Origin of the sequence: Kitasatospora sp. NBC_01287 (assembly GCF_026340565.1) — a bacterium.
Lineage (GTDB): Bacteria > Actinomycetota > Actinomycetes > Streptomycetales > Streptomycetaceae > Kitasatospora.
The window spans coordinates 2,147,955-2,168,159 of sequence record NZ_JAPEPB010000001.1 but is presented as its reverse complement, the minus strand read 5'-3'; the positions used below and the strand labels follow the sequence as shown (position 1 = coordinate 2,168,159).

23 protein-coding genes and 1 pseudogene are annotated in these 20,205 nt (G+C 71.2%); 15 read left to right on the top strand and 9 right to left on the bottom strand.

The genetic code is table 11. The features are described from left to right. Positions 1–65 precede the first annotated feature (65 nt). Positions 66–1,853 carry an APC family permease gene (locus OG455_RS09120; RefSeq protein WP_266291931.1) on the bottom strand — a complete coding sequence of 596 codons (1,788 nt, stop codon included), beginning with the start codon at positions 1,851–1,853 and terminating at the stop codon, positions 66–68. Positions 1,854–2,274: 421 nt separating this feature from the next. Here OG455_RS09120 and OG455_RS42030 point away from each other — a divergent pair, with 421 nt between their 5' ends. Next, on the top strand, positions 2,275–3,360 hold the full coding sequence (locus OG455_RS42030; RefSeq protein WP_323185638.1) for a cytochrome P450: 1,086 nt from the start codon (positions 2,275–2,277) through the stop codon (positions 3,358–3,360). Here the strand turns inward: OG455_RS42030 and hemE are convergent. Then, complete coding sequence (hemE, locus tag OG455_RS09105) at positions 3,311–4,426, bottom strand: uroporphyrinogen decarboxylase (protein WP_266291927.1); 1,116 nt, start codon at positions 4,424–4,426, stop codon at positions 3,311–3,313. The genes OG455_RS42030 and hemE overlap by 50 nt on opposite strands. A gap of 170 nt (positions 4,427–4,596) precedes the next feature. Here hemE and OG455_RS42220 point away from each other — a divergent pair. The 4 genes and pseudogenes from OG455_RS42220 to OG455_RS09080 form a co-directional block, all read left to right on the top strand. Beyond that, a pseudogene (locus tag OG455_RS42220) lies at positions 4,597–5,507 on the top strand (aldehyde dehydrogenase family protein); the annotation flags it as partial. A 79-nt stretch (positions 5,508–5,586) separates the two neighbouring features. Next, complete coding sequence (locus tag OG455_RS09090) at positions 5,587–6,192, top strand: cytochrome P450 (protein ID WP_323185637.1); 606 nt, start codon at positions 5,587–5,589, stop codon at positions 6,190–6,192. Between the two features lie 438 nt (positions 6,193–6,630). After that, complete coding sequence (locus OG455_RS09085) at positions 6,631–7,827, top strand: transposase (protein WP_266291921.1); 1,197 nt, start codon at positions 6,631–6,633, stop codon at positions 7,825–7,827. Between the two features lie 141 nt (positions 7,828–7,968). Next, positions 7,969–8,982, top strand: a complete 1,014-nt coding sequence (locus OG455_RS09080) for a G1 family glutamic endopeptidase (RefSeq protein ID WP_266291919.1) — start codon at positions 7,969–7,971, stop codon at positions 8,980–8,982. Here OG455_RS09080 and OG455_RS09075 read toward each other — a convergent pair. Next, on the bottom strand, positions 8,960–9,247 hold the full coding sequence (locus OG455_RS09075) for a hypothetical protein (protein WP_266291917.1): 288 nt from the start codon (positions 9,245–9,247) through the stop codon (positions 8,960–8,962). The genes OG455_RS09080 and OG455_RS09075 overlap by 23 nt on opposite strands. A gap of 353 nt (positions 9,248–9,600) precedes the next feature. Continuing rightward, positions 9,601–10,752, bottom strand: a complete 1,152-nt coding sequence (locus OG455_RS09070) for an LLM class flavin-dependent oxidoreductase (protein WP_266291915.1) — start codon at positions 10,750–10,752, stop codon at positions 9,601–9,603. A gap of 559 nt (positions 10,753–11,311) precedes the next feature. Here OG455_RS09070 and OG455_RS09065 point away from each other — a divergent pair. Further along, positions 11,312–11,932, top strand: coding sequence for a DJ-1/PfpI family protein (locus OG455_RS09065; protein ID WP_266291913.1), 621 nt, complete (start codon positions 11,312–11,314; stop codon positions 11,930–11,932). A gap of 81 nt (positions 11,933–12,013) precedes the next feature. Beyond that, on the top strand, positions 12,014–12,544 hold the full coding sequence (locus tag OG455_RS09060) for a hypothetical protein (protein ID WP_266291912.1): 531 nt from the start codon (positions 12,014–12,016) through the stop codon (positions 12,542–12,544). A gap of 160 nt (positions 12,545–12,704) precedes the next feature. Here the strand turns inward: OG455_RS09060 and OG455_RS09055 are convergent, their stop codons facing one another. Continuing rightward, positions 12,705–13,112 (bottom strand): helix-turn-helix domain-containing protein, encoded by a 408-nt coding sequence (locus tag OG455_RS09055; RefSeq protein ID WP_266300704.1) that lies wholly within the window; start codon positions 13,110–13,112, stop codon positions 12,705–12,707. Positions 13,113–13,205: 93 nt separating this feature from the next. Here OG455_RS09055 and OG455_RS09050 point away from each other — a divergent pair, with 93 nt between their 5' ends. Next, positions 13,206–13,955: an SDR family NAD(P)-dependent oxidoreductase gene (locus OG455_RS09050; protein WP_266291911.1), complete on the top strand. Its 750-nt coding sequence runs from the start codon at positions 13,206–13,208 to the stop codon at positions 13,953–13,955. Between the two features lie 73 nt (positions 13,956–14,028). Here OG455_RS09050 and OG455_RS09045 read toward each other — a convergent pair whose 3' ends face one another. After that, positions 14,029–14,691, bottom strand: coding sequence for a hypothetical protein (locus OG455_RS09045; protein ID WP_266291909.1), 663 nt, complete (start codon positions 14,689–14,691; stop codon positions 14,029–14,031). A gap of 127 nt (positions 14,692–14,818) precedes the next feature. Here OG455_RS09045 and OG455_RS09040 point away from each other — a divergent pair, with 127 nt between their 5' ends. Next, on the top strand, positions 14,819–15,619 hold the full coding sequence (locus OG455_RS09040; protein ID WP_266291908.1) for a hypothetical protein: 801 nt from the start codon (positions 14,819–14,821) through the stop codon (positions 15,617–15,619). Between the two features lie 27 nt (positions 15,620–15,646). Here OG455_RS09040 and OG455_RS09035 read toward each other — a convergent pair whose 3' ends face one another. The 3 genes from OG455_RS09035 to OG455_RS09025 are packed head-to-tail and all read right to left on the bottom strand — an operon-like array spanning position 15,647 to position 16,375. Then, positions 15,647–15,886, bottom strand: coding sequence for a hypothetical protein (locus OG455_RS09035; protein ID WP_266291906.1), 240 nt, complete (start codon positions 15,884–15,886; stop codon positions 15,647–15,649). Positions 15,887–15,914: 28 nt separating this feature from the next. Next, positions 15,915–16,148 carry a hypothetical protein gene (locus tag OG455_RS09030; RefSeq protein ID WP_266291905.1) on the bottom strand — a complete coding sequence of 78 codons (234 nt, stop codon included), beginning with the start codon at positions 16,146–16,148 and terminating at the stop codon, positions 15,915–15,917. Then, positions 16,145–16,375: a hypothetical protein gene (locus OG455_RS09025; protein ID WP_266291904.1), complete on the bottom strand. Its 231-nt coding sequence runs from the start codon at positions 16,373–16,375 to the stop codon at positions 16,145–16,147. Before OG455_RS09025 ends, OG455_RS09030 begins: the two co-directional genes overlap by 4 nt. A 105-nt stretch (positions 16,376–16,480) precedes the next feature. Between OG455_RS09025 and OG455_RS09020 the strand changes: the two genes are divergently transcribed. The 6 genes from OG455_RS09020 (at position 16,481) to OG455_RS08995 (ending at position 20,201) form a co-directional block, all read left to right on the top strand. Continuing rightward, on the top strand, positions 16,481–17,311 hold the full coding sequence (locus OG455_RS09020; RefSeq protein WP_266291902.1) for a helix-turn-helix transcriptional regulator: 831 nt from the start codon (positions 16,481–16,483) through the stop codon (positions 17,309–17,311). Beyond that, entirely contained in the window at positions 17,308–17,520 is a 213-nt protein-coding gene (locus OG455_RS09015) for a DUF397 domain-containing protein (RefSeq protein WP_266291901.1), read from the top strand. Before OG455_RS09020 ends, OG455_RS09015 begins: the two co-directional genes overlap by 4 nt. 116 nt (positions 17,521–17,636) lie before the next feature. Beyond that, complete coding sequence (locus OG455_RS09010) at positions 17,637–17,843, top strand: DUF397 domain-containing protein (RefSeq protein WP_266291900.1); 207 nt, start codon at positions 17,637–17,639, stop codon at positions 17,841–17,843. A gap of 116 nt (positions 17,844–17,959) precedes the next feature. Then, entirely contained in the window at positions 17,960–18,166 is a 207-nt protein-coding gene (locus OG455_RS09005) for a DUF397 domain-containing protein (RefSeq protein WP_266291898.1), read from the top strand. 290 nt (positions 18,167–18,456) lie between these two features. Further along, a complete protein-coding gene (locus OG455_RS09000; protein ID WP_266291897.1) occupies positions 18,457–18,771 on the top strand; it encodes a hypothetical protein in 315 nt (104 codons plus the stop codon). Next, complete coding sequence (locus OG455_RS08995) at positions 18,771–20,201, top strand: hypothetical protein (protein ID WP_266291896.1); 1,431 nt, start codon at positions 18,771–18,773, stop codon at positions 20,199–20,201. Before OG455_RS09000 ends, OG455_RS08995 begins: the two co-directional genes overlap by 1 nt. Positions 20,202–20,205 lie beyond the last annotated feature (4 nt).

Genomic DNA, 20,205 nt, shown 5'->3' with positions numbered 1-20,205 from the left:
CCTCGTTGATCTCCTGTCAGGCTACCCAACGGCCGCGGTCCGATGTCGGCGCGGGATCCCGGCCGTCAGCGCGGGAGTTCGATCCGGAACCGCAGCCGGCAGACCACCGCGTCGGTGTGCCGGCGGACCGCGCGGTCCAGCAGCACCCCGCGCTGGTTCTGCAGCAGCCGCTGCCAGGGGTGGGGCAGGTGCATCTCGGGGATCAGCACCACCAGCCGCTCGTGCTCCCCGGCCGCCGCCAGTTCGCGCAGGTGGTCCACGACGGGGCGGGTCAGCGAGCGCGAACGGCTGCTCAGCACGGTCAGCGGGACCTGCGGGTGCCACGCGTCCCAGGCCTGCCGCACGTGCGACTCGCTCGGTCCCTCGTCGTCGTCCGGGTGCACCACGGTCACCGCCCGCACCTCGTCGCCCAGCGAGAGCGCCGTCCCGATCGCCTCCTGGGTCAGCCGGTTGACCGCGCCGACCGGCACCACCACCAGCGAGCGCTCCTGCACCGGCGGTCCCGGCACCTCGCCGACCCGCAGGGCGCGCCCGATCCCGGCGTAGCTGCGGTGGACCGCCTCGAAGAGCAGTACCAGCACCGCCACCGCCAGGAAGACCAGCCAGCCGCCCTTGCCGAACTTCGCGATCAGCTCGACCACGGTGGCGGCCGCCGTCAGCACCGCGCCGATCCCGTTCAGCAGCGCCCGCCCGCGCCAGCCGGGCCCGCGTTGCTGCCGCCAGTGCCGCACCATGCCGACCTGGGAGATGGTGAAGCCGATGAAGACGCCGATCGCGAAGACCGGCACCAGCGCCTGGGTGTCGCCCTGCGCGCCGATCAGCAGCACCAGCGCCGCGCCGGAGAGCACCAGCACCCCGTGCCGGTAGACCTGCCGGTCCGCCCGCAGCGCGAAGACGTGCGGCACGTGGTGGTCGCGGGCCAGCAGCGAGGTGAGCACCGGCATCCCGCCGAACGAGGTGTTCGCCGCCAGCGCCAGCAGCGCCACGGTGGTGAACTGCACCACGTAGAAGGCCGCGTTGTCCCCGAATGCGGCCTCGGTGAGCTGGGCCAGCACGGTCTTGGTGCTGTTCGGCCCGACGTGGAAGTGGCCGATCAGCAGCGCCAGCCCGATCAGCATGCTGCCCAGCAGCCCGCCCAGCGCGAGTTCGGTGTGCTGCGCGCGGACCACCCGCGGCTTGCGGAAGGTCGGCACCGCGTTGGCGATCGCCTCCACCCCGGTCAGCGCCGCGCAACCGGAGGCGAAGGCCTTGAGCAGCAGCAGGAGGCTCACGGTCTCGGTCGCCGGCCCCACCGGGGTCGGCGCGGTGACCGGGTGGGAGCGCAGCAGGCCGACCACGATCACCGTGAAGACGGCCACCACGAAGACCACCGTCGGCAGGATCAGCACCTTGGCCGACTCGGCCACCCCGTAGAGGTTGGCCCCGGTGATCAGGGCCAGCACGGCCACGCAGATCACCACCCGGTCGCCGTAGAGCGAGGGGAAGGCGGAGGTCAGCGCGGCCACGCCGGCCGACACCGAGACCGCCACGTTCAGCACGTAGTCGATGATCAGCGAGGCCGCGGCGATCAGGCTGACCCGCCGGCCCAGGTGCGCCTTGGCCACCGCGTAGGCGCCGCCGCCGTTCGGGAACGCGGCGATCACCTGCCGGTAGGAGAAGGTGAGCGCGGCCAGCAGGACCACGATCGCCAGGGTCACCGGGAGCGTGAAGTCCAGCCCCCGGGCGCCCGCGGCGGCGAGCACCAGCACGATCGCCTCGGGCCCGTAGGCGACCGAGGCCAGCGCGTCGAGCGAGAGCGCGGCCAGGCCCTGTGGGACCGTCAGCCGGTCGCGTTCCGTGCCGACTGCCCGCATGGCCACCGCCTCGTGTCGTCGGCCTGGTCGTGCCCGGGCCGCCTGGTGCTGTCCGCCTCGCCCGGCTCGGTCCAGGTCCGTCCGGGAGTGTCCAGGGCGACGCTAGTGGCGGGTGGGCGCGCGCGGGGTCTCTGACGCGCGGTCAACCTTGGGTATTCAACCGGGCAGGGTGATCTGACGCAGAATTAGAGAAAGGGTACTGCTGACCTGCAAGGATGTGATTGCGACGTCATATCCGAGCAAGGATCAGGAGCACCCTTCTGGTGAGTGAGCGTACAGGGTGGGACCGGCGGCTGTCCGTGGCCGCCGACGGGAAGGGCCTGGTCGGGCATGCCGGGGTGGTGTTGCTGCACCAGGTCGCCGACCGGGTCGGACTGACCGACGCGCTGCGGCGGCTGTGCCCGGCGGGCGGTAGCGCGACCTGGCGCGACCGCGCGGATGTGCTGCTCGGGCTGGCGAGCGTGATCGTGCTTGGGGCGAAGAACCTGTCGGAGGCCGAACAGCTCCAGGTCCACCACACGGCCCTGCTGGGGGCCGCGGCCTCGGGCTCCACCGCGCACCGGACGCTGGCCGCGCTGGACGAGCCCGCTGTGAACCGGATCGCGAAGGCCCGCGCCCGAGTCCGCCGGCATGTCTGGTCGTTGCTGCATCTGCGGCCCGGCGGCTTCACCCGCCGTTCCACCACGGCGCGCGCAAGCTGCTGCTGCCGGCGTTCACCAAGACCGCCGTCGCCAGGCTGGAGCCGACCACGAGGGCGTACTGCCATTCCCTCATCGACGGCTTCAAGGGACGGGACGTCGTCGACGCGGCCGAGGAGTACGCGCAGCGGGTCCCCGAGCAGGTCATCGGTGACCTGCTCGGCATCCCGCAGGGCGACCGGAAGCTGTTCCGCGAGCTCATCTCGAACATCAACCGCGAGGACGCCCTCGATTCGCGGGACGAGCACGTCGAACAGCTGAGCAAGATGTTCGTCTTCCTGCTCGCGGAGATCAAGGAGCACGTCAAGAACCCGCGTGAGGACCTCATCACCTACCTCCTCAACGTGGAGCTCCGCGGCCGCAAGCTCGACCCGAACCACATCATCAGCATGATGCTGCTGCTCTTCGCGGCGGGCATCGGCACGACGACCAAGTCGATCGGCTCGTCGCTGTGGCACCTGGCCGGGAACCCGCAGGACCGCGAGCGCCTGGTCGCCGAGCCGGAGTTGCTGCCGACGGCGATGGAGGAGTTCCTCCGCGCCTTCGCGCCGGTCACCATGTCCCGCCTGGTGAAGGAGGACATGCACTGGCGTGGCGTCGACATGAAGGCCGACGACTGGGTGCTGCTGTCCTACCCGGCCGCGAACCGGGACCCGGCGCAGTTCGACCGGGCCGATGAGGTCGTCATCGACCGCGAGGGCAACCGGCACGCCGCGTTCGGCCCGCGCGGTGCGCGGCCGGGGTTCGGCGCAGTCGGCGCTACGCCGTGGGCGTGCTCCAGGCGCGCACCTGCTCGACGACAGCGGTGACGTGCTCGATGGGCGTGGTCTTGACGATGCCGTGCCCGAGGTTGAACACGAACGGCCCGCCGCTCAGGCCGCGCAGGATGCGCTCCGTCTCGGCGTGCAGCGCGGGGCCGCCGGCGATCAGCAGCTGGGGGTCGAGGTTGCCCTGCACGCAACGGCCCAGCCCGCGCTGGAGGGTGCGCGCGGCCCAGTCGAGGGGAACCGTGGAGTCCAGGCCGATGCAGTCGGCGCCGGTCGCCTCGGCAAAGCCGTTGTAGGAGAGCCCGGCGCCCCGGGGGAACGCGATGACGGGAACGTCCGGGTACTGCGCCTTCAGGGCGCTGATGATGGCGGCGATCGGCTTGACGCACCAGCGGTCGAAAAGGACATCCGGAAGTACCCCGGCCCAACTGTCGAACAACTGGACCGCTTCGGCACCCGCCTCGATCTGACGGCCGAGGAATTGGATGATGGCGGTCGTGAGCAGGTCCATCAGCGGCTGGAACCCGTCGGGGTCGCTCAGCGCCCACTGTTTGACGACGGAGTGCTCCGAGGCGGCGCCGCCGCGGCCTTCGACCATGTAAGTGGCAATGGTCCACGGTGCGCCGGCATAGCCGATCAGGGCCGTCTCGGCGGGCAGGGCGCGGGTCAGCTGACTGACCGTCTCGTAGATCGGGGCCAGTTCCTCGTGGAGGCGGGAGATGCTCAGGAATTCGGCGATGTCCGCCGTCGAACGGACGGGCGGCGTCAACACCGGCCCCTCGCCGACCCGGTAGTCCAGGGTCTGACCCAGTGCGGCGGCGACCTGCGGAAGGTCCGCGAACACGATGGCGGCGTCGAGCGGGAAGCGGCGCAGCGGCTGCAGGGTGACCTCGACGGCGTGCTCGGGCGTGGTGCAGAGCCCCACCATGCCCCCGGCCGCCTCCCGGACCTTGTGGTACTCCGGCAGGTAGCGTCCGGCCTGCCGCATCAGCCAGACCGGCGGCCGCTCGGTCCGCTCTCCCGCGAGTGCGCGCAGGAGCAGCTTCTTGGGCTGGACATTGCCGGACCCCGGCTTCGGACCGACTGCTTCCCGGATGCCGATGTCCACGCTGTTCCATCCTGTTGAATCGCCCCGGGTGTTCACGGGACTCAAGTAGAGACGTCGGACCCCTCGGAAGGGAGTCGCTGGCAGCGTAGCAGAGCCCAGTCGGCCGTTCCGGCAGGCGTTTGACGGTCAGTCAAGAGGTCGGTCGAGACCCCGGACGGGCCGTGCCCGGGATGGAAGTTCCAGTTACCCCGCAGTGGCGGATCGTAGGCGGAGCGCCATTTACGCGTCCGCCGGGCGCACGCGAACATGAGCGCCGTCGAGACGGCGATCGGAAGGATGACCGGATGAGCCTGGCGGGACGCGCGGAGGCGCCGATCGGTCGGACGGACCGTTTCTTCATCGGCGGGCAGTGGGTGGTGCCGTCGTCCGGTGCCATGATCGACGTGATCGACTCCGCGACCGAGGAGCTCTACTTCAGGGTCGCGCAGGCGCAGGCCGCCGACATGTCCAGGGCCGTCGCGGCGGCGCGGGAGGCCTTCGACGAAGGCCCCTGGCCGCGCCTGACGCCGGCCGAGCGGGCCGGGTACCTGCGGGCGACCGGTGCGGAACTCAGGCTCCGCGGCGAGGACATCGCCGAGATCTGGCCGCGCGAGTCCGGTGTCCTGCACACCTTCGCCGCGCACGCCGGCACGGGCGCGGAGGCCGCCTTCAAGCGGTACGCCGCGCCGGCCGGCACGTTCCCGTTCGAGGAGCCGGTCAAGCCGACGGCCGGCGGACAGTCCGGCATGATCGTCCGTGAGCCGGCCGGTGTGGTTGGTGCGATCATCCCGTGGAACGCCCCGTGGGGATGATCAGCAACAAGCTCGGCCCCGCGCTGCTCGCCGGGTGCACGGTGGTCCTGAAGTCGGCGACCGAGGCGCCGGGGGAGGGCTACCTGATCGCCGCGGCGGCCGGGCTGCCGCCCGGCGTGCTCAACGTCGTCACCGCGGACCGCGAGGTGTCCGAACTGCTGGTGCGCGACCCGCGGGTGGACAAGATCACGTTCACCGGGTCGACGGCCGCGGGACGGCGCATCGCCTCGATCTGCGGCGAGCGGGTGGCCCGCTGCACGCTGGAGCTCGGCGGCAAGTCCGCCGCCGTGATCCTCGACGACATGGACCTCGCCACGGCCGCGCGCAGCCTCGCCCAGGCCGCGTGCTTCCTCACCGAGCACGCGGAGCATCGACCCCGGCTTCCTCATCACGCCCGAGGACCGCGTCACGATGCGCGCGGCCCGGGACAGCTTCCACGAGTACCTCGGGGCACTGATTCCCAAGCGGCGCCACGAACCGGGCGACGACCTCGTTTCCGCCCTCGTCCACGTCCACGACGAGGACGGCACGCTGACCGAGCACGAGATCATCATCACCTGCCGACTGCTGCTCATCGCCGGCCACGAGACCACCCGCAGCCTCATCGGCGGGTCCGTCCTCGCCCTGCTCAGCCACCCCGCCCAGCTCGCCGCCCTGCGGGCCGACCCGGACCTGGTCGAGCGGTGCGTCGAAGAGGTCCTGCGCTACGACCCGCCCATCCAGCTCCTGGCCCGGTCCGCGCTGGAGGACACCACGGTCGGCGACACCACGGTTCCTGCCGGCGCGCGCGCCCTCATGCTGCTCAGCGCGGCCAACCGCGACGAGGCACTCGGCGAGGACCCGGAGGTCTTCGACTTCGTCCGCCCTGCCCGCCGGCACCTGTCGTTCGGCCACGGGATCCACTTCTGCCTGGGCGCCCCGCTGGGACGCGCCGAGGCCGCCACCTGCTGCCCGTCCTCGCCGAGTCCCGGATGACCGAGGAGCCCGTGTGGAAGCGCCACACCGTCCTGCGCGGTCTTGAGCACCTCCGGCTGACCACGTCGAACTGACGGCGGGTCAGCCAGGCGGCGGGCCGGTACCGGTCGGGCGGCGGAAACGGGCGGCTGGAGGGCCTCGCCGCTGCCGGCCGGCTCGGACGGCCGGCGCCTGGCGAGGGCCGGGATCGCGGCGGCGAACCGCCGGAGCGCGGCATCGAGGTCGGCCAGCGGCGCCGTCGCAGCGGGTTCCGGCAGCTCGGGCAGGGGGTCCGCCGGGGCCGACACTGCGCGGCGCAGCAGCCTGACGGTCTCGGCGGTGGCACTTTCGCGCGGGCCGGGCTCGCTCGCGGTCAGCGCGTGCACCGGGCCGCAGGTCGCGAGCAGCGCCTCGCCGGCGTCGGCCGGCGTGATCCCGTGCCCCGCGCCCAGCTTCCGAGTGGCCCTGCGGTACAGCCGGTGCGAACGGACGCTGGCGTTCAGGTTGGTGGCCGCGGCGTCGAACGCGGCGAGCGCCTTGGCGGTGGAGGCCCCGTCGCGGCGGGCATCGAGCAGCGAGGCGAGTTCGGAGGCCGAACAGCTCCAGGTCCACCACACGGCCCTGCTGGGGGCCGCGGCCTCGGGCTCCACCGCGCACCGGACGCTGGCCGCGCTGGACGAGCCCGCTGTGAGCTTCCACCCGCTCGCGTGCTGGTGCGCGAACACGCAGGAGTCGCTGTCGATGCTGCTGCGGCCGGGCAACGCCGGTTCCAACACCGTCGCCGACCACATCACCGTGCTCACCGCCGCGCTTCGCCAGATCCCGGGCTCGAGCGCCGCGAAGATCCTGGTGAGGATCGACGGCGCGGGTGCCACCCACGACCTCCTCGCGCACCTGGAGGTGCTGAACACCGCCCGGCGCACCGTGCGCTACCTGGTCGGCTGGACGATCACCGAGGACGACGAGAAGGCGATCGCGAAGCTGCCGGAGCGGGCGTGGGAGGCCTCGCTGCGGCAGAGCGGGGAGGTTCAGGAGGGCTACAGCGTCGCAGAGTTGACCGGCCTGAACACCCGGCCCGGCTGGCCCGTCGGTATGCGGCTGCTCGTGCGCCGGGTCCGGCCCGCCGGGCGGCACCTGAAGAAGCTGACGGACTTCGAGAAGCGGACCGGCTGGAAGTACTCGGTGATCGCCACGAACGTCCGGCACATGTGGGGGATCGCCGGCTCGCACCAGCCGCAGTGGCTCGACACGCTCGCCCGCGCTCACGCCGTCGTGGAGGACCGGGTGAGAGTCGACAAGGCGATGGGGCTGCGGAACCTCCCCAGCAAGTCGTGGGAGATCAACCGCGGATGGATGCTCGCCGCGAACCTCGGGCACGACCTGGACTGCTGGGTCCGCCTGCTCGCTCTGCACGACCAGGGCGACCTGGAGCGGGCCGAGCCCGACACCATGCGCTACCGGCCATGTCGGAACAAAGCCGTGAATAGTTCTACATCGAATAATTCGGGCGAAGGGCATGGTCGGCCTTGGCGGCTCATGAAGATATGGAACATGATCATCCTGTTCCGATGGTGGGCAAGGGCACTTTCTGCCAGGTTGGTCGACTTTTCGGCCATACCAAGAAGTCGTCTACCAACTTTCTTTTCCGGCCCGTAGCCTTCTGTCCGACCGCCGATCGCCGATCGGCGAATCCGGCGTCGGCACATCCGGAAGGAATGGCAGGGGCGGATTCGCCATGCTTTTTTGCGCGGTCGAAGAAATCAGCCGCGAGTTCTGGAAAGTTGGAGGAGAACACCGATGTCCGCACCGAATCATTTGCGCAGGATCCCCGCGCTGGCCTCACTGGCCACCCTGCTGCTCGGGCTACTGGGAACCGGCACCGCACAGGCCGCGCCATCGCTGGTCCAGGAGCACGCCGGCGTCGGCTGCAGCGTGCCCTTCACCGTGAAGACCCCGACCGACGCCGCCCAGTCCGATCCGAGCAGACTCGCGGCGGCCCTGGGGCTTCCGGGCTCCAGCCAGGTCATCGCGAAGGCGGTCGACCGGCATGTCACCTGGCTGAGCTCGATATCCTGCAAGCCGCGCCCTGACCGTACGCGCCGCCCGTCCACCACGGGCACACCGGTGGCGGCCAACGGGTCATCGATCAACTGGTCCGGCTACATCGCCTACAACGCGTCGTCGCCGACCTACGTCCAGTCGGAATGGACGGTGCCGGCGATCAGCACCGCGGATCCGACGGTGGGCAACACGAACTCCTCCATCTGGCCGGGCATCGGCGGCTGGGACGGGGTGTCCGGCGAGCTGCTCCAGGACGGGACCGAGCAGGACGCCACCTGCGCCCTCCTGCTGGGCAGCCTGTGCACGGAGCACACCACCAGTACGTATTTCTGGCTGGAGGACTACCCGGCCGAGCCGGAGCAGGAAATCACCAATCTGGTTCCCAAGGCCGGCGATTCCGTCGCCGCTGTGACGAGCTACTCATCGGGCACTGTCAGCTTCACGCTCTGCGACTTCACCGCGAATCAGTGCGTCCAGGGAAGCCAGGCCGCGAAAGCCCCCGGAAATTCGGCGGAATGGATCGTCGAGCGCCCGTCGGTGAACGGTCGGATCTCTGCGCTGAGTGATTTCGGGACGGCCACGCTGACCGACAACGTGTTCAACGATGCGAACCGGTACGAGCAACTCCCGCAGGACAGCAACGCGTCAGCCTTCGACATGTTCAACAGCAGTGGCAACCAGCTCGACGCCACCGGTTCCCTCGGATCCGACGGTACGACCTTCTCCGTCAATTGGGAACGCTCGTCCTGACCGCATCCGGCGGTAGGCGCACCTGAACGATCGCGGCCCGTCCGTCGGCGCGGGTCAGGGTGAGAGTGAAATCGGCTGACCGCGGCTTGATCACCACCGCGGCCACCTTGCCGTCCGCGGCGGTCGCGTCCTTCACGACGTCGACCGCCGCGGCCGGCTGGTAGGCGACCGTGACCCCGGTCCGGCAGTCGGCGCTGACCTTCAGGAACAGATCGCCGAGGGATCCCCAGGTCACGGTCCCGCCCTTCGACACGTCCTCGACCACGGCTCCCGCGGCCGAGTTCCGCAGGGTCTGCCCGCAGATCACGGTCGGTGGAGCCCCGCTGCTGACCTCCGCCCGCTGGCTGCCGCACCCCGCGCACAGCAGGAGTGCTCCGGCCGCGAGGGGAACCGCCGGACGCAGGAGCGCGCCGAGGGGCTTCGCGCGTCGAACTGCTCGATTCACAGGCATATCCGATTCTGTATCAGCCCCGGGAGGTATGGCCACCGCGATGATGCGAGCGCCGGGCCGTCCGGTGGCCGGGCGTCGGCGCCGTGGCGGTAGCGTTAGCGCTAGCGGTGGACGTGGCGGTGGACGTGGCGGTGGGTCGGTGGAGGTGGCGAACTGTCACCTTCGATCTACGGCAGGCGCGGTCGGCCGGGGAGCGGGCCGACCAGGCCGCGGGACCGGAGCACGGGGCGCACGCCCTCGCCGAACCAGTAGGCCTCCTCCAGGTGCGGGTAGCCGGAGAGGACGAAGTGGTCCACGCCCAGCGCGTGGTACTCCTCGATCCGGTCGGCCACCTCCTCGTGGCTGCCGACCAGCGCGGTGCCCGCGCCGCCCCGGACCAGGCCCACGCCCGCCCAGAGGTTCGGATAGATCTCCAGCTTCTCGCGCGAGCCCTGGTGCAGCGCCAGCATCCGCTGCTGGCCGACCGATTCGCTCTTCCCCAGCTGCTCCTGGGCCAGCGCGACCTCCGCCTCGCCGATGTCGTCCAGCAGCCGGTCGGCCTCGCGCCAGGCCTGCCGTGCGGAGTCGCGCGAGATGGTGTGCAGCCGGATGCCGAAGCGGATCCGGCGCCCCTCGGCCTCCGCGAGGCCGCGGATCCAGTCGATCTTCTCCTTGACCTGGGCGGGCGGTTCGCCCCAGGTCAGGTAGACGTCGGCGTGCCGGGCGGCGACCGGTCCGGCGGCGGGGGAGGAGCCGCCGAAGAAGATCGGCGGGGTCGGGGCCGGCGGTACCGGCACGTGCGCCCCGGCGACCTGGTAGTGCGCACCCTCGAAGTCGAAGGGCGTGCCGGTCCAGGCGCCGCGCACCACGCGGAGGAACTCGTCGGTGCGGCCGTAGCGGCTGTCGTGGTCCAGGTGGTCGCCGAACCTGGCCTGCTCGGTCGAGTCGCCGCCGGTCACCACGTTGAGCAGCAGCCGTCCGCCGGTGGCGCGCTGGTAGGTGGCGGCCATCTGCGCGGCGAGCGTCGGCGAGATCACCCCGGGGCGGAAGGCCACCAGGAACTTCAACCGCTCGGTCTCGCGCGCCAGGAAGGCGGTGGTCAGCCAGGCGTCCTCGCACCAGGTGCCGGTGGGGGTGAGCACCGCCTCGAAGCCGAGCCGGTCGGCGGCCCTGGCGATCTGGGCCAGGTAGTCGATGTCCGGCGGGCGGATCGCGGCGGCGGCCCGGCCGACCGGTGCCCGGCCGGCCCGCTCGGTGAGGTTGCTGGCGTAGGTGTGGCGGTCCACCAGGCCGCGGCCGTCCCCGCCGGTGGGCAGGAACCAGTGCAGGTGCAGGGACATCGGAGGGCTCCTCGGGTATCGGGGTCGGCCGGGGGAGGGGCGGGGGCGGGGCGGGGGCTGCCGCGGAAGGGCGCCTGAGTGGGCCGGGCAAGGCCGGGCAAGGCCGGGCAAGGCCGGGCAAGGCCGGGCAAGGCTGAGCAGGGCGGGGCGGGCGGCGCGGGGCGGCGCGGCGCGGATCGCGCCAGGGCAGGCCGAGGCGGTGGCGGCGCGGGGCGGAGCGGGCGCGGACCAGCGGCCGAGTGCGGCCGGTCACGTCGGGAGGGGCGTCCTCAGCAGGGGCGACAGGCAGCGGAGCAGACGCGCTGCAGGTCGATGTGACCGCGCTTCGTCAGGGCGATGAGGTGCTGCTGCATGCCCCGGAAGCTAGCCCGGCGCGGACGGCGGCGTCAACCACGCCCGCATGGTGAACCAGGTACCGCGTGCGGGGACCGGGACGGTGGGGCGCCGAACAGCGCGCGGGTGGCGCTCTGTTCGGCGCCCGCTCGCTGCCCGTTCGGCGCCCTTCGAGCCTCCGGAGCTTCCTTGCCCGCCTGTTCGACGCCCCGTTAGGCTGCGAAGCATGGACATCGTGATCCCGCTCTTCGAGCGGTTCGAGCCGCTGGACGCCATCGGACCGTACGAGATCCTGGCCCATGTGCCCGGTGCGAAGGTCCGTTTCGTCGCGCCCGAACCCGGGCGGATCACCGATGTGCTGGGCTCGCTGACGGTCGACGTTCCGACGCGGTACTCCGAGGTCGAGGCGTGTGACGTCCTGCTGGTGCCCGGCGGAGGTGGTGTCCGGGACCTGCTGGACGACCAGCGCTTCCTGGACTGGCTGTGCCAGCTGCACACGACCACCCGGTTCACCACCTCGGTCTGCACCGGCGGGCTGCTGCTGGCGGCGGCGGGGCTGCTCGACGGGCTCACCGCGGCCACCCACTGGGGCACCGCCGAGGAGATCGAGGGCTACGGCGCCGCCTACACGCCCGAGCGGGTCGTCCGGCACGGGCGGATCATCACCTCGGCGGGGGTCTCCTCGGGCATCGACATGGCGCTCCGGCTCGCCGCCCTGCTGGCCGACGAGACCACGGCGCAGGCGATCCAGCTCTACACCGAGTACGACCCGCAACCCCCGTTCGACAGCGGCTCGGTGGCCAAGGCCTCGCCCGCGGTGCTGGAGCGGGCCCGCACGCTGGGCTGATCGTCAGGGCACCGCGGCCCGAGCACCGGCCGTGAGCGGAACCGCTGGCGAACTCCGGCCGGTCGGCCCGATGATGGCCCGATGACTACGCAGCACGCTTCCTCGCCGGCCCTACCCCCCGCCGTCGACGCTCCGGCCCTGCTCGCCCTGGCCGAGGGCCACCACGCCCGCGCCGCCCGGACCTTCGCCACCCGCGAAGCCGGCGGCCACCTGCTGAAGGTCTACGCGATCGAGGCCCCCGACCGCACGCTGACGGACGGTGAGTTGACCGCCCTGGTCGACCTGGCCGGCGCCCACCTGGCCGGGGCCACCGCGCGCGGCTCGCTCGGCCTCGCCGTGCTGATCGTGCACGCGGGCGCCGACGGCGACTACGTCCTGGTGCACAACTGGATCGAGGGCTACATGTCCGACCTCGCCATCTTCACCGGCCCGGCCGGCAAGCCCGAGCAACTGCGCCCGGGCCGGGCCGGCTTGGCCCCCTGCGTCTGGGAGGCGGCGGTGCTGGCCCACGAGCGGGAGGCGTTCGTCCGGCATCTCCTGGACGGCGCCGGGGAGTTGGCGCAGCGCCTGGACGCCTGGGGGAGTGACGTGCTGGCGGGCGCCATTCGCTGACGAGGCCCGGGGAACGCCAGGGTGGCTACCGCAGGGTCCTCACCCTGACCTTCACCCGGCTGCCCCTGGCCGAGGCGGCCCTCACGGCCCTCACTCGTAGGCGATCTCCCGGACGGGCGTGCCCAGTTGCGCGGCAACGCGCGCGGTCAGGAGCGGCTCGTTACGCGCGCGGTGACGCCTGCCGGCTGTCGTAGTGCTCCTGGGCGGCGAGGAGCTCCTCCCCGTGCCGGCCGAACCACTGGATGAGTCCGGTGAGCGGCCCGGCCAGGCTGACGCCGAGTTCCGTCAGGTTGTAGGTGACCTGGGGCGGGTTGGTGGGTGCGACATGGCGGTCGACGAGCCCGGCCCGGGCCAGTGCCTTGAGGTTCTGCGACAGCATCTTCTGGCTGATGCCACCGACTCGTTGGTGCAGCTGTGCGAAGCGGTGCGGGCCGGCGATGAGGGCCGAGATGATCAGTGTCGCCCAGCGGCTCGTCGTCTGGTCCATGATCGGCCTGAGCGCGCACTTGTTGTCGAAGGTGTCGTGGGCCAGGAGTCGGGCGGCCGTCGCGACCTGCTGAGTTTCCATCACGGCATGAGCTTACAAAAAAGTAGGTACTTCCCAGTAGTAATGGACTTTCCTACGGTGACTTCCGCAAGCACCAACGTTCGAGGAGTCACTGTGAGCAGCAGCAGCACACGTACGGCGATCGTCACGGGCGCGTCAAAGGGCCTCGGTGCGGGGATCGCCAAGGCGCTGGCCGGGACCGGCGCGGCCGTCGTGGTGAACTACCGGGAGGATGCGAAGGGCGCCGAGCGGGTCGTCGCGGGCATCACCGCCAAGGGCGGCCGGGCGATCGCGGTCCGGGCGGACGTGGCCCGCGGCGACGACGTGCGCCATCTCTTCGATCGCGCGCGCGAGGAGTACGGACCGGTCGACGTGCTCGTGAACAACGCGGCCGTCGTCGCCTTCGCGCCGCTGTCGGGCATCACCGAAGAGGAGTTCCAGCGCGAGATGACCACGAACCTGCTGGGTACGATCCTCACCACGCAGGCCCTGGCCGCACAGGACGACATCGACACCGCGTCGATCATCAACGTCTCGACGGCCGGCACGCTCACCCACCCCCCGTACGCCTCGCTCTATGTCGCGTCCAAGAGCGCTGTCAACGCGTTCACCATCGTGGCGGCCAAGGAACTGGGCCCGCGCGGCATCCGGGTCAACGCGATCATGCCCGGACCGTCGGACACCGAGGGCACCAGGGCCATGGGATTCCCCGGCTCGGCTCAGGAAGCAGAGGCGATCGCCGGCACCCCGCTGGGCCGTACGGGCACCCCGGACGACTACGGCCCGCTGGTGGCCTTCCTGGCTTCCGACGACGCGCGCTGGATCACCGGGGATGTCATCCTCGCTTCCGGCGGCATGCGCTGACGCTCCGTGACGCTCGGGCACGCCTGCTCCCCGGCCGGCTCCCCCCGGATTCCAGGGGGCCGGTCATCCGTGGTCAGCCTCGACGCTTCTCGCGCTCGTCGGCGACCGTGTCGCCGAAGGGAGTGAAGCCGATTCCCGCGCCGAGGAAGCCGTCCCCGCAGCGGAAGGCGAGCAGGCGGGCCGATGGCGCGTCCCCCGCCACACCGAAGTGGAGGAGCGCGAGTGGGGCGGCGAGGTCGGCGGAGGCGTAGCCGAGTGTCTTGGGCATGCGCGGGTCCGGGTCGCCGAAGGCGACGGAGGGCCGGCCGTGGGCTTCGAGGACATCGTCCAGCGTCCGGTCGCTCGCTTCCCACTTCTCAGGGTTGTCGACCAGGCGGGCGTAGTCCTGAGCCGGCAGCATCCGTTCGAGGCGGAGCCAACCGCGTTCGTGGCCTGCCGCGCCGTACTCCGCGGCCACCACGTGGATCTCCGGCTCGGGAAACGAGTATCGGACCAGTGCCGCCATGTTCAGGCGGGCGTTGTCGTCCACGATCCAGCGTGTGCCCGCCGCTGCGGCCTCGCCGGTGGCAAGGGCATCGAGGAGGAGCGGCAGGCCCGCAACGCCGCCGTGAGCGTCGGGGTACCGCACGGCGGCGTTGAACCGGTCGAGCAGCCGGGCGCGATCGGTTTCGACGACCGGGGCCGGACGGCGGACGGTGCGGGGGAGGGCCCGTAGCGACAGCATGCCGACCACCATGAGCCCTTCGCCGCTCGGTGTCCACCTCCCGGCCTGGTCGCCGGTGTTCACCACGGGAGCCTCCCCGTGCTCCTCCGGCCCGTGAGCCACCGGCGGGCGTGCCGATACGGCCCGGTACCCTCCCGCTATGAGCGAGACCGGCGGGACCGTGGACATCCCGGAGTACCTGGACACCGAGCTGGCCGCGGGCGAGGAACTCGCCCGTGAACCGGCCTTCTGGCTCGCCCACCTGTTGGTGACGATGGGCGACCCCTCCGCCGAGGCGGACGAGTACGACATCCCCCCGGCGGTCTTCGAGGCGATGGTGGAGCGCCTCAGCGATGCCGAGCGGCCGTGGCCCGTGTTCCGGGTGCCCTTCGGCGGCGGACACACGGCCTTCGCCGTCTACGCCAACTTCGAGGACGAGAACACCGTCGAGTTCGCCGTTCGCCACCCGGCATGGGGCCGCCTCGGGCATCTGGGGCAGTGCGGCCCCGAGTGGGCCGGCCCCGGCCTGTCCTGGGCGGAGTTGACCACCATCGCCGCGAGCGTGCCGCCGGACGTCCTGGACGCGCCGGACGCGCCGGACGTGCCGGATGCGCCGAACCGTGAGGGCCTCGTCGATCCGGCGCAGCGCCTGCTGCTCCTGCTGCCCATGCTCGGGGACGACGCCACGCCTGAGGAGGCATGGGGTGTCGTGGCGCGAGCCCTCGTCCGCTGCGGAATAGCAGCGGAGGTGGCCCCCCGGTTCGCGCGGGAACTGCTCGGAACCGACGCGGATGACCGGATCGCGGAACCGTCCTGGACGGTGTCCGAGGCCGGCCCGGTGCCTGTCTGCTCCTCCCGCCACAGCCCGCGCCAGGTCCCGCTCGCCCTTGGGATCGCCCTCGACCAGGCCCAGTCCCTGGCCGACGCGCTCCGCGGCGGGGGCCGGCCGGTACTGATCTGACCTCCTCGCCCGTTCCTGGCAGGCGCCTCACGGCGAGCTGCGGCCAAGGAGGTTGGGGCCGTGGTGCGGGGCGGTCGCGGTGATGCGGGTGTGGAGGGCGTGCATCGCGGTGAGGGTGGCGTCGAGTTCGGCGGGGGTGGCAGCGGTGCCCGTGGTGACCTGGTGGTCGAGCCGGCGGCCGAGCGCGCGCAGGTCGGCGGTGGTTTCGGGGATGGGGGTTTCGGGGGCGGGGGTGCGGTCGGGGGCGGGAGTTGGGGTGGTGGTCATGGTGGTGGGTTCCTCGGTTCGGTCCGACTCAGGGTGGGCCGCTGTGGCGGGCGGCGCGCAGGCGGGCGCGGTGGACGTAGCGGGTGGCGCGTTCGAAGCCGTCCACGCAGTAGGGCAGGGTGACTTGACCGGTGTCGGTGGCGATCAGGGGGCCCGGGGCGATCAGGGTCTGGCGGTCGCAGCAGGCGCACCAGCCGAAGCGCCACTGGTGGCGGGGCGGTAGCGGTACGGGCCCGGTGGCGGCGGGCCAGGGGGTGCTCATCGCGGGGTGCGGGTGGGCCGCAAGTCGGTTGCGGGGCCGAGGGGTTGGATCTCGCTGGCCGGGGTCTCCCACTCGCAGCCGCCGCCGGGCGGGCGCAGGTAGACGGTGGGGTGCTTGGCGTAGCCGGGGCCCATGTAGTGACCGGTGAGGCCGTGCTTCTCGTCGCGGACGAGCTCGTTGGGCTGCGGGGTGTAGAGCGTGGGCGGGGGTGTCTTACGGGCAGGCATCGTCGTCCCTCTCTGTAGTGAAACCACTACCAAGAGCGCTCACTGTGCTCTACGCTGGGGAACTGTTCAACTTGTCCTGGTACCAGGTGGAATGGGGCATGATCCATGAACCGCAAGAAGCTTGACCCCAAGTCGTCTCCCCGTGCGGCCTTCGGTTCGCAGCTCCGCATCTCAAGGGAGGCGCGCGGCTGGTCCCAGATCATCCTGGGCGAACGCATGGGCTACTCGGACAGCTACATCTCCGCTGTGGAAACAGGCAAGAAATCCACTTCGCGCAAGTTCGCAAGGTCGGCCGACGCCGCCCTCGGCACCGGCCAGACACTCGAACTGATGTGGGTGGGCGGGCGCCGCAAGGGATTCCTCGAAGGCTTCCCCGAGCACGCGGCGCAGGAGGTGCGGGCGAGCGAGATCAGGATCTTCGAGCCCAACATGATCCCGGGACTGCTCCAAACCCCGGCGTACGCCGCCGCTCTGGAGATCGCGGCAGTTCAGCGCGGCAGCGTCACCCAGGAACAGGCGGACGAGCGACTGAAGTTCCTCGCCACCCGGCAGAAGATCCTCCGGCGGGCGCAGCCCCCGCTCTACCACGCGGTGCTGGACGAGAGCTGCATCCGGCGGCCGGTCGGCGGCCCGGACGTGATGCGCGCGCAGCTGGACTTCCTGTGCGAGATGGCGTCCCAGCCCCATGTGATCATCCAGATCGCGCCGTTCAGCCTGGCCGAGCACGTCCCGTTCCGTGGGTTCATGACCCTGCTGACCTTCGCCGATCGGTCGGTCGTCGGCTATGCCGAATCGGTGGAGCAGGGCTTTGTCGTGCGCGGGGACGAGACGGTCAGGGCGTGGGAGAGGGCCTACGATGAGTTGCAGGTGGGAGCCCTGTCGAAGACGGCTTCCCTTGAACTGATCCGTAGGGTCAGAGAGGAGCTGCTCCCATGAACACCCCTGTCGACTTGTCCGGCGCGTCCTGGTTCAAGTCCAGCTACAGCGGCAACGGCGGATCGTGTGTCGAGGTCGCTCCGAACTTCCCCGGTGTCGTCCCGGTCCGTGACTCCAAGGATCCGGGCGGTCCGGCTCTCGTCTTCACCGCCGAGGCGTGGCAGGCGTTCGCCCGCGGCACGGCCGCTGGCGCGTTCGGCGCCGTCTGAACGCGCTCGCAGCCGCTGCCGGCCCCGTCGCTCCCTCGCGGAGTGGCGGGGCCTCGCCGTGTCCAACGTTACTTGACGACCTGTCACCGGCCATGCGCCGAGCGTACGATCGGTCCATGACTCTCGATCTCTTCGGCGCGTCCTGGTTCAAGTCCAGCTACAGCGACAACGGTGGCTCGTGTGTCGAGGTCGCCCCGGACTTCCCCGGTGTCGTCCCGGTTCGCGACTCCAAGGACCCGGGCGGTCCGGCTCTCGTCTTCACCGCCGAGGCGTGGCAGGCGTTCGCCCGCGGCACGGCCGCTGGCGCGTTCGGCGCCGTCTGAACGCGCTCGCAGCCGCTGCCGGCCCCGTCGCTCCCTTGCGGAGTGGCGGGGCCTCGCCGTGTCCGGCTTCGCCTGACGACCTGTCACCGGCCATGCGCTGAGCGTACGATCGGTCCATGACTCTCGATCTCTTCGGCGCGTCCTGGTTCAAGTCCAGCTACAGCGACAACGGCGGCACGTGCGTCGAGGTCGCCCCGGACTTCCCCGGTGTCGTCCCGGTCCGTGACTCCAAGGATCCGAGCGGTCCCGCTCTCGTCTTCACCGCCGAGGCCTGGCAGGCGTTCGCCCGCGGCACGGCCGCTGGCGCGTTCGGCGCCGTCTGAACGCGCAGGCGCCTGGTGCGATGCGCCGTGGTGAACCGGTCTGCACCCTCTGCCGGGCCCAGGCGACGGACTGCCGTGCCGGACAGTGCTGTTCCGCGCACGGTTGGCCTGGTCGAGGCTCCGGGCGGTGATCCCGGTCCGGGACCGGACGCTGCCGACGCTGACCTCGCGCATCGACGCAACGCTGACGGGGTCGATACACGGTCCGCTACGGTGTGGGAACCTTCTGTGATCAGGTGTGTCATGGGAGAACGCAAGGATGTTGAACAGCGACTCCCGAAAGGTGAGAAGTGTCAGCCGACATCGACATCGACCCCGACGCCGTCATACGCGTCGCCGCATCCATGCAGGACACCAGCGCCAACAGCCGAAAGCAGTTCATGCTCGATGACGCGCAGGCGGCCGGCGAGGCGCACCCGCGCTGGCTGGCGTCGGCGGCCGGCTCTCAGTGCGTCACGGCCTGGCGGGACCGGCTGCACACCGAGGCTGATGAGGTCGAGGCAGCGGCCGAGGCGCTCAAGGCGTCGGCGAACAACTACGTCACCACGGACGGTGTGACGGCGGCGGCGTTGTCCGGCGACGCCCAGTGGCTGCAGGGGGCCTGATGCTGACGCTCGACGACCTCGACCGCGCCCAGCCCCAGTTGTGGCAGCAGGCCGGCGACGACGCCGCGACCACGGCCACCCACTGCGAGAACGTGGCCTCCGTCGCCCGTGACGAGGTGGCCCACACGCTTGCCAGCGCATGGGCCAGCCCGACCGGCGTCACGGCCCGTACGCGGTTCGCCCAGCACGCGGACTCCTACCAGGCCGCCGCGCTCACGATGCGCGCACTCGCCGGGACATACGACCGCCTCGCCACCGCGGTTGCCGATGCCCAGCGGACTCTGTGCAGCGCCCTCGACTTCGCCGCCAGCCACCAGCTGAAGGTCAACCAGGACGGGAGCTGCTACATCGATCCCGCCGCCGCCGCCGCCACCGCCACCGCCACCACCGACCAGGCCGGTACAGCGGGCCAGGAAGACCAGATCCGGCAGGCACAGTCCCTCATCACGGGCGCTCTACGCGACGCCACTGCCGCGGACACCGCGGCGGCCGAGGAACTGCGAACCCTGGCCCAGCTCGCCGCTGTCACCAGCCCGCAGACCGTTCAGAGCGTGCTCGTCAACAACGGCAACAACGCGCTGGCAGTCGCCATGCGGCTGCAGAGCGACCCGACCAGCGTGCACCCGGTCAACGTCCCGCCGGAGCTGATCGCGGCGGCCGACAAGGCCTCCGCCGAGACCGGCATCAGCAAGGATCTGCTGCTCGCCATCATGTGGCAGGAGCAGCAGTGGTACCAGAACCAGGACCCCGGCCTCGACGGTCCGCTCACCGCTGCCGGGCGCCTGTCGGATTGGACGGCGGAGGAGAGCCTCAAGCCTGACAAGTCCCTGGGTATCACGCACATGAAACTGGCCACGGCCCGCACCGTCATCTACAACAACCCGGATGCCTTCCCTGGCCTTGCGGGCGCGAGCGACGCCCAGCTCGCGAAGTTCATCGAGGAGAATCCCGACCAGGACGTCCGGCTCAGCGCCTACTACCTCCAGCGGCTCAAGCAGAATCCGCAGGGGGCCACCACTGACAAGCAGTTGTTCCTACTCTACGCCGCCGACACTCCCCAAGTCCGGAACTCCAACGCCGAGTACGGCGATGACGGCTCGCACCGAGGCGGCGCCATCAAGCACCGCTCGGACAACTGGGACAATCTCCAGCAGTCCCTCGAGGACGCCGACGCCTGGAACAACTTCTCCGAGGACGAACGCCGCCAAGCCCTGGCCCAGCTCGCCGCCCAGACACCGAGCGACCGGACTGTCAACCTGAACCCGGTTTACGCCAGCCCGGGCGTCAGCACCAGCGTGCCCGGCACGGCCCCGCTACCACCGAACCAGCCCCGGCCTCCGGTCCTACCGCCGCCAGGAACCCCGGCCCCGCCCCGCCCCGGGCCGCCGGCGCCCAGCCCCGGCCCGTCTCCCACTCCTCCGGCGGGCTGAGCCT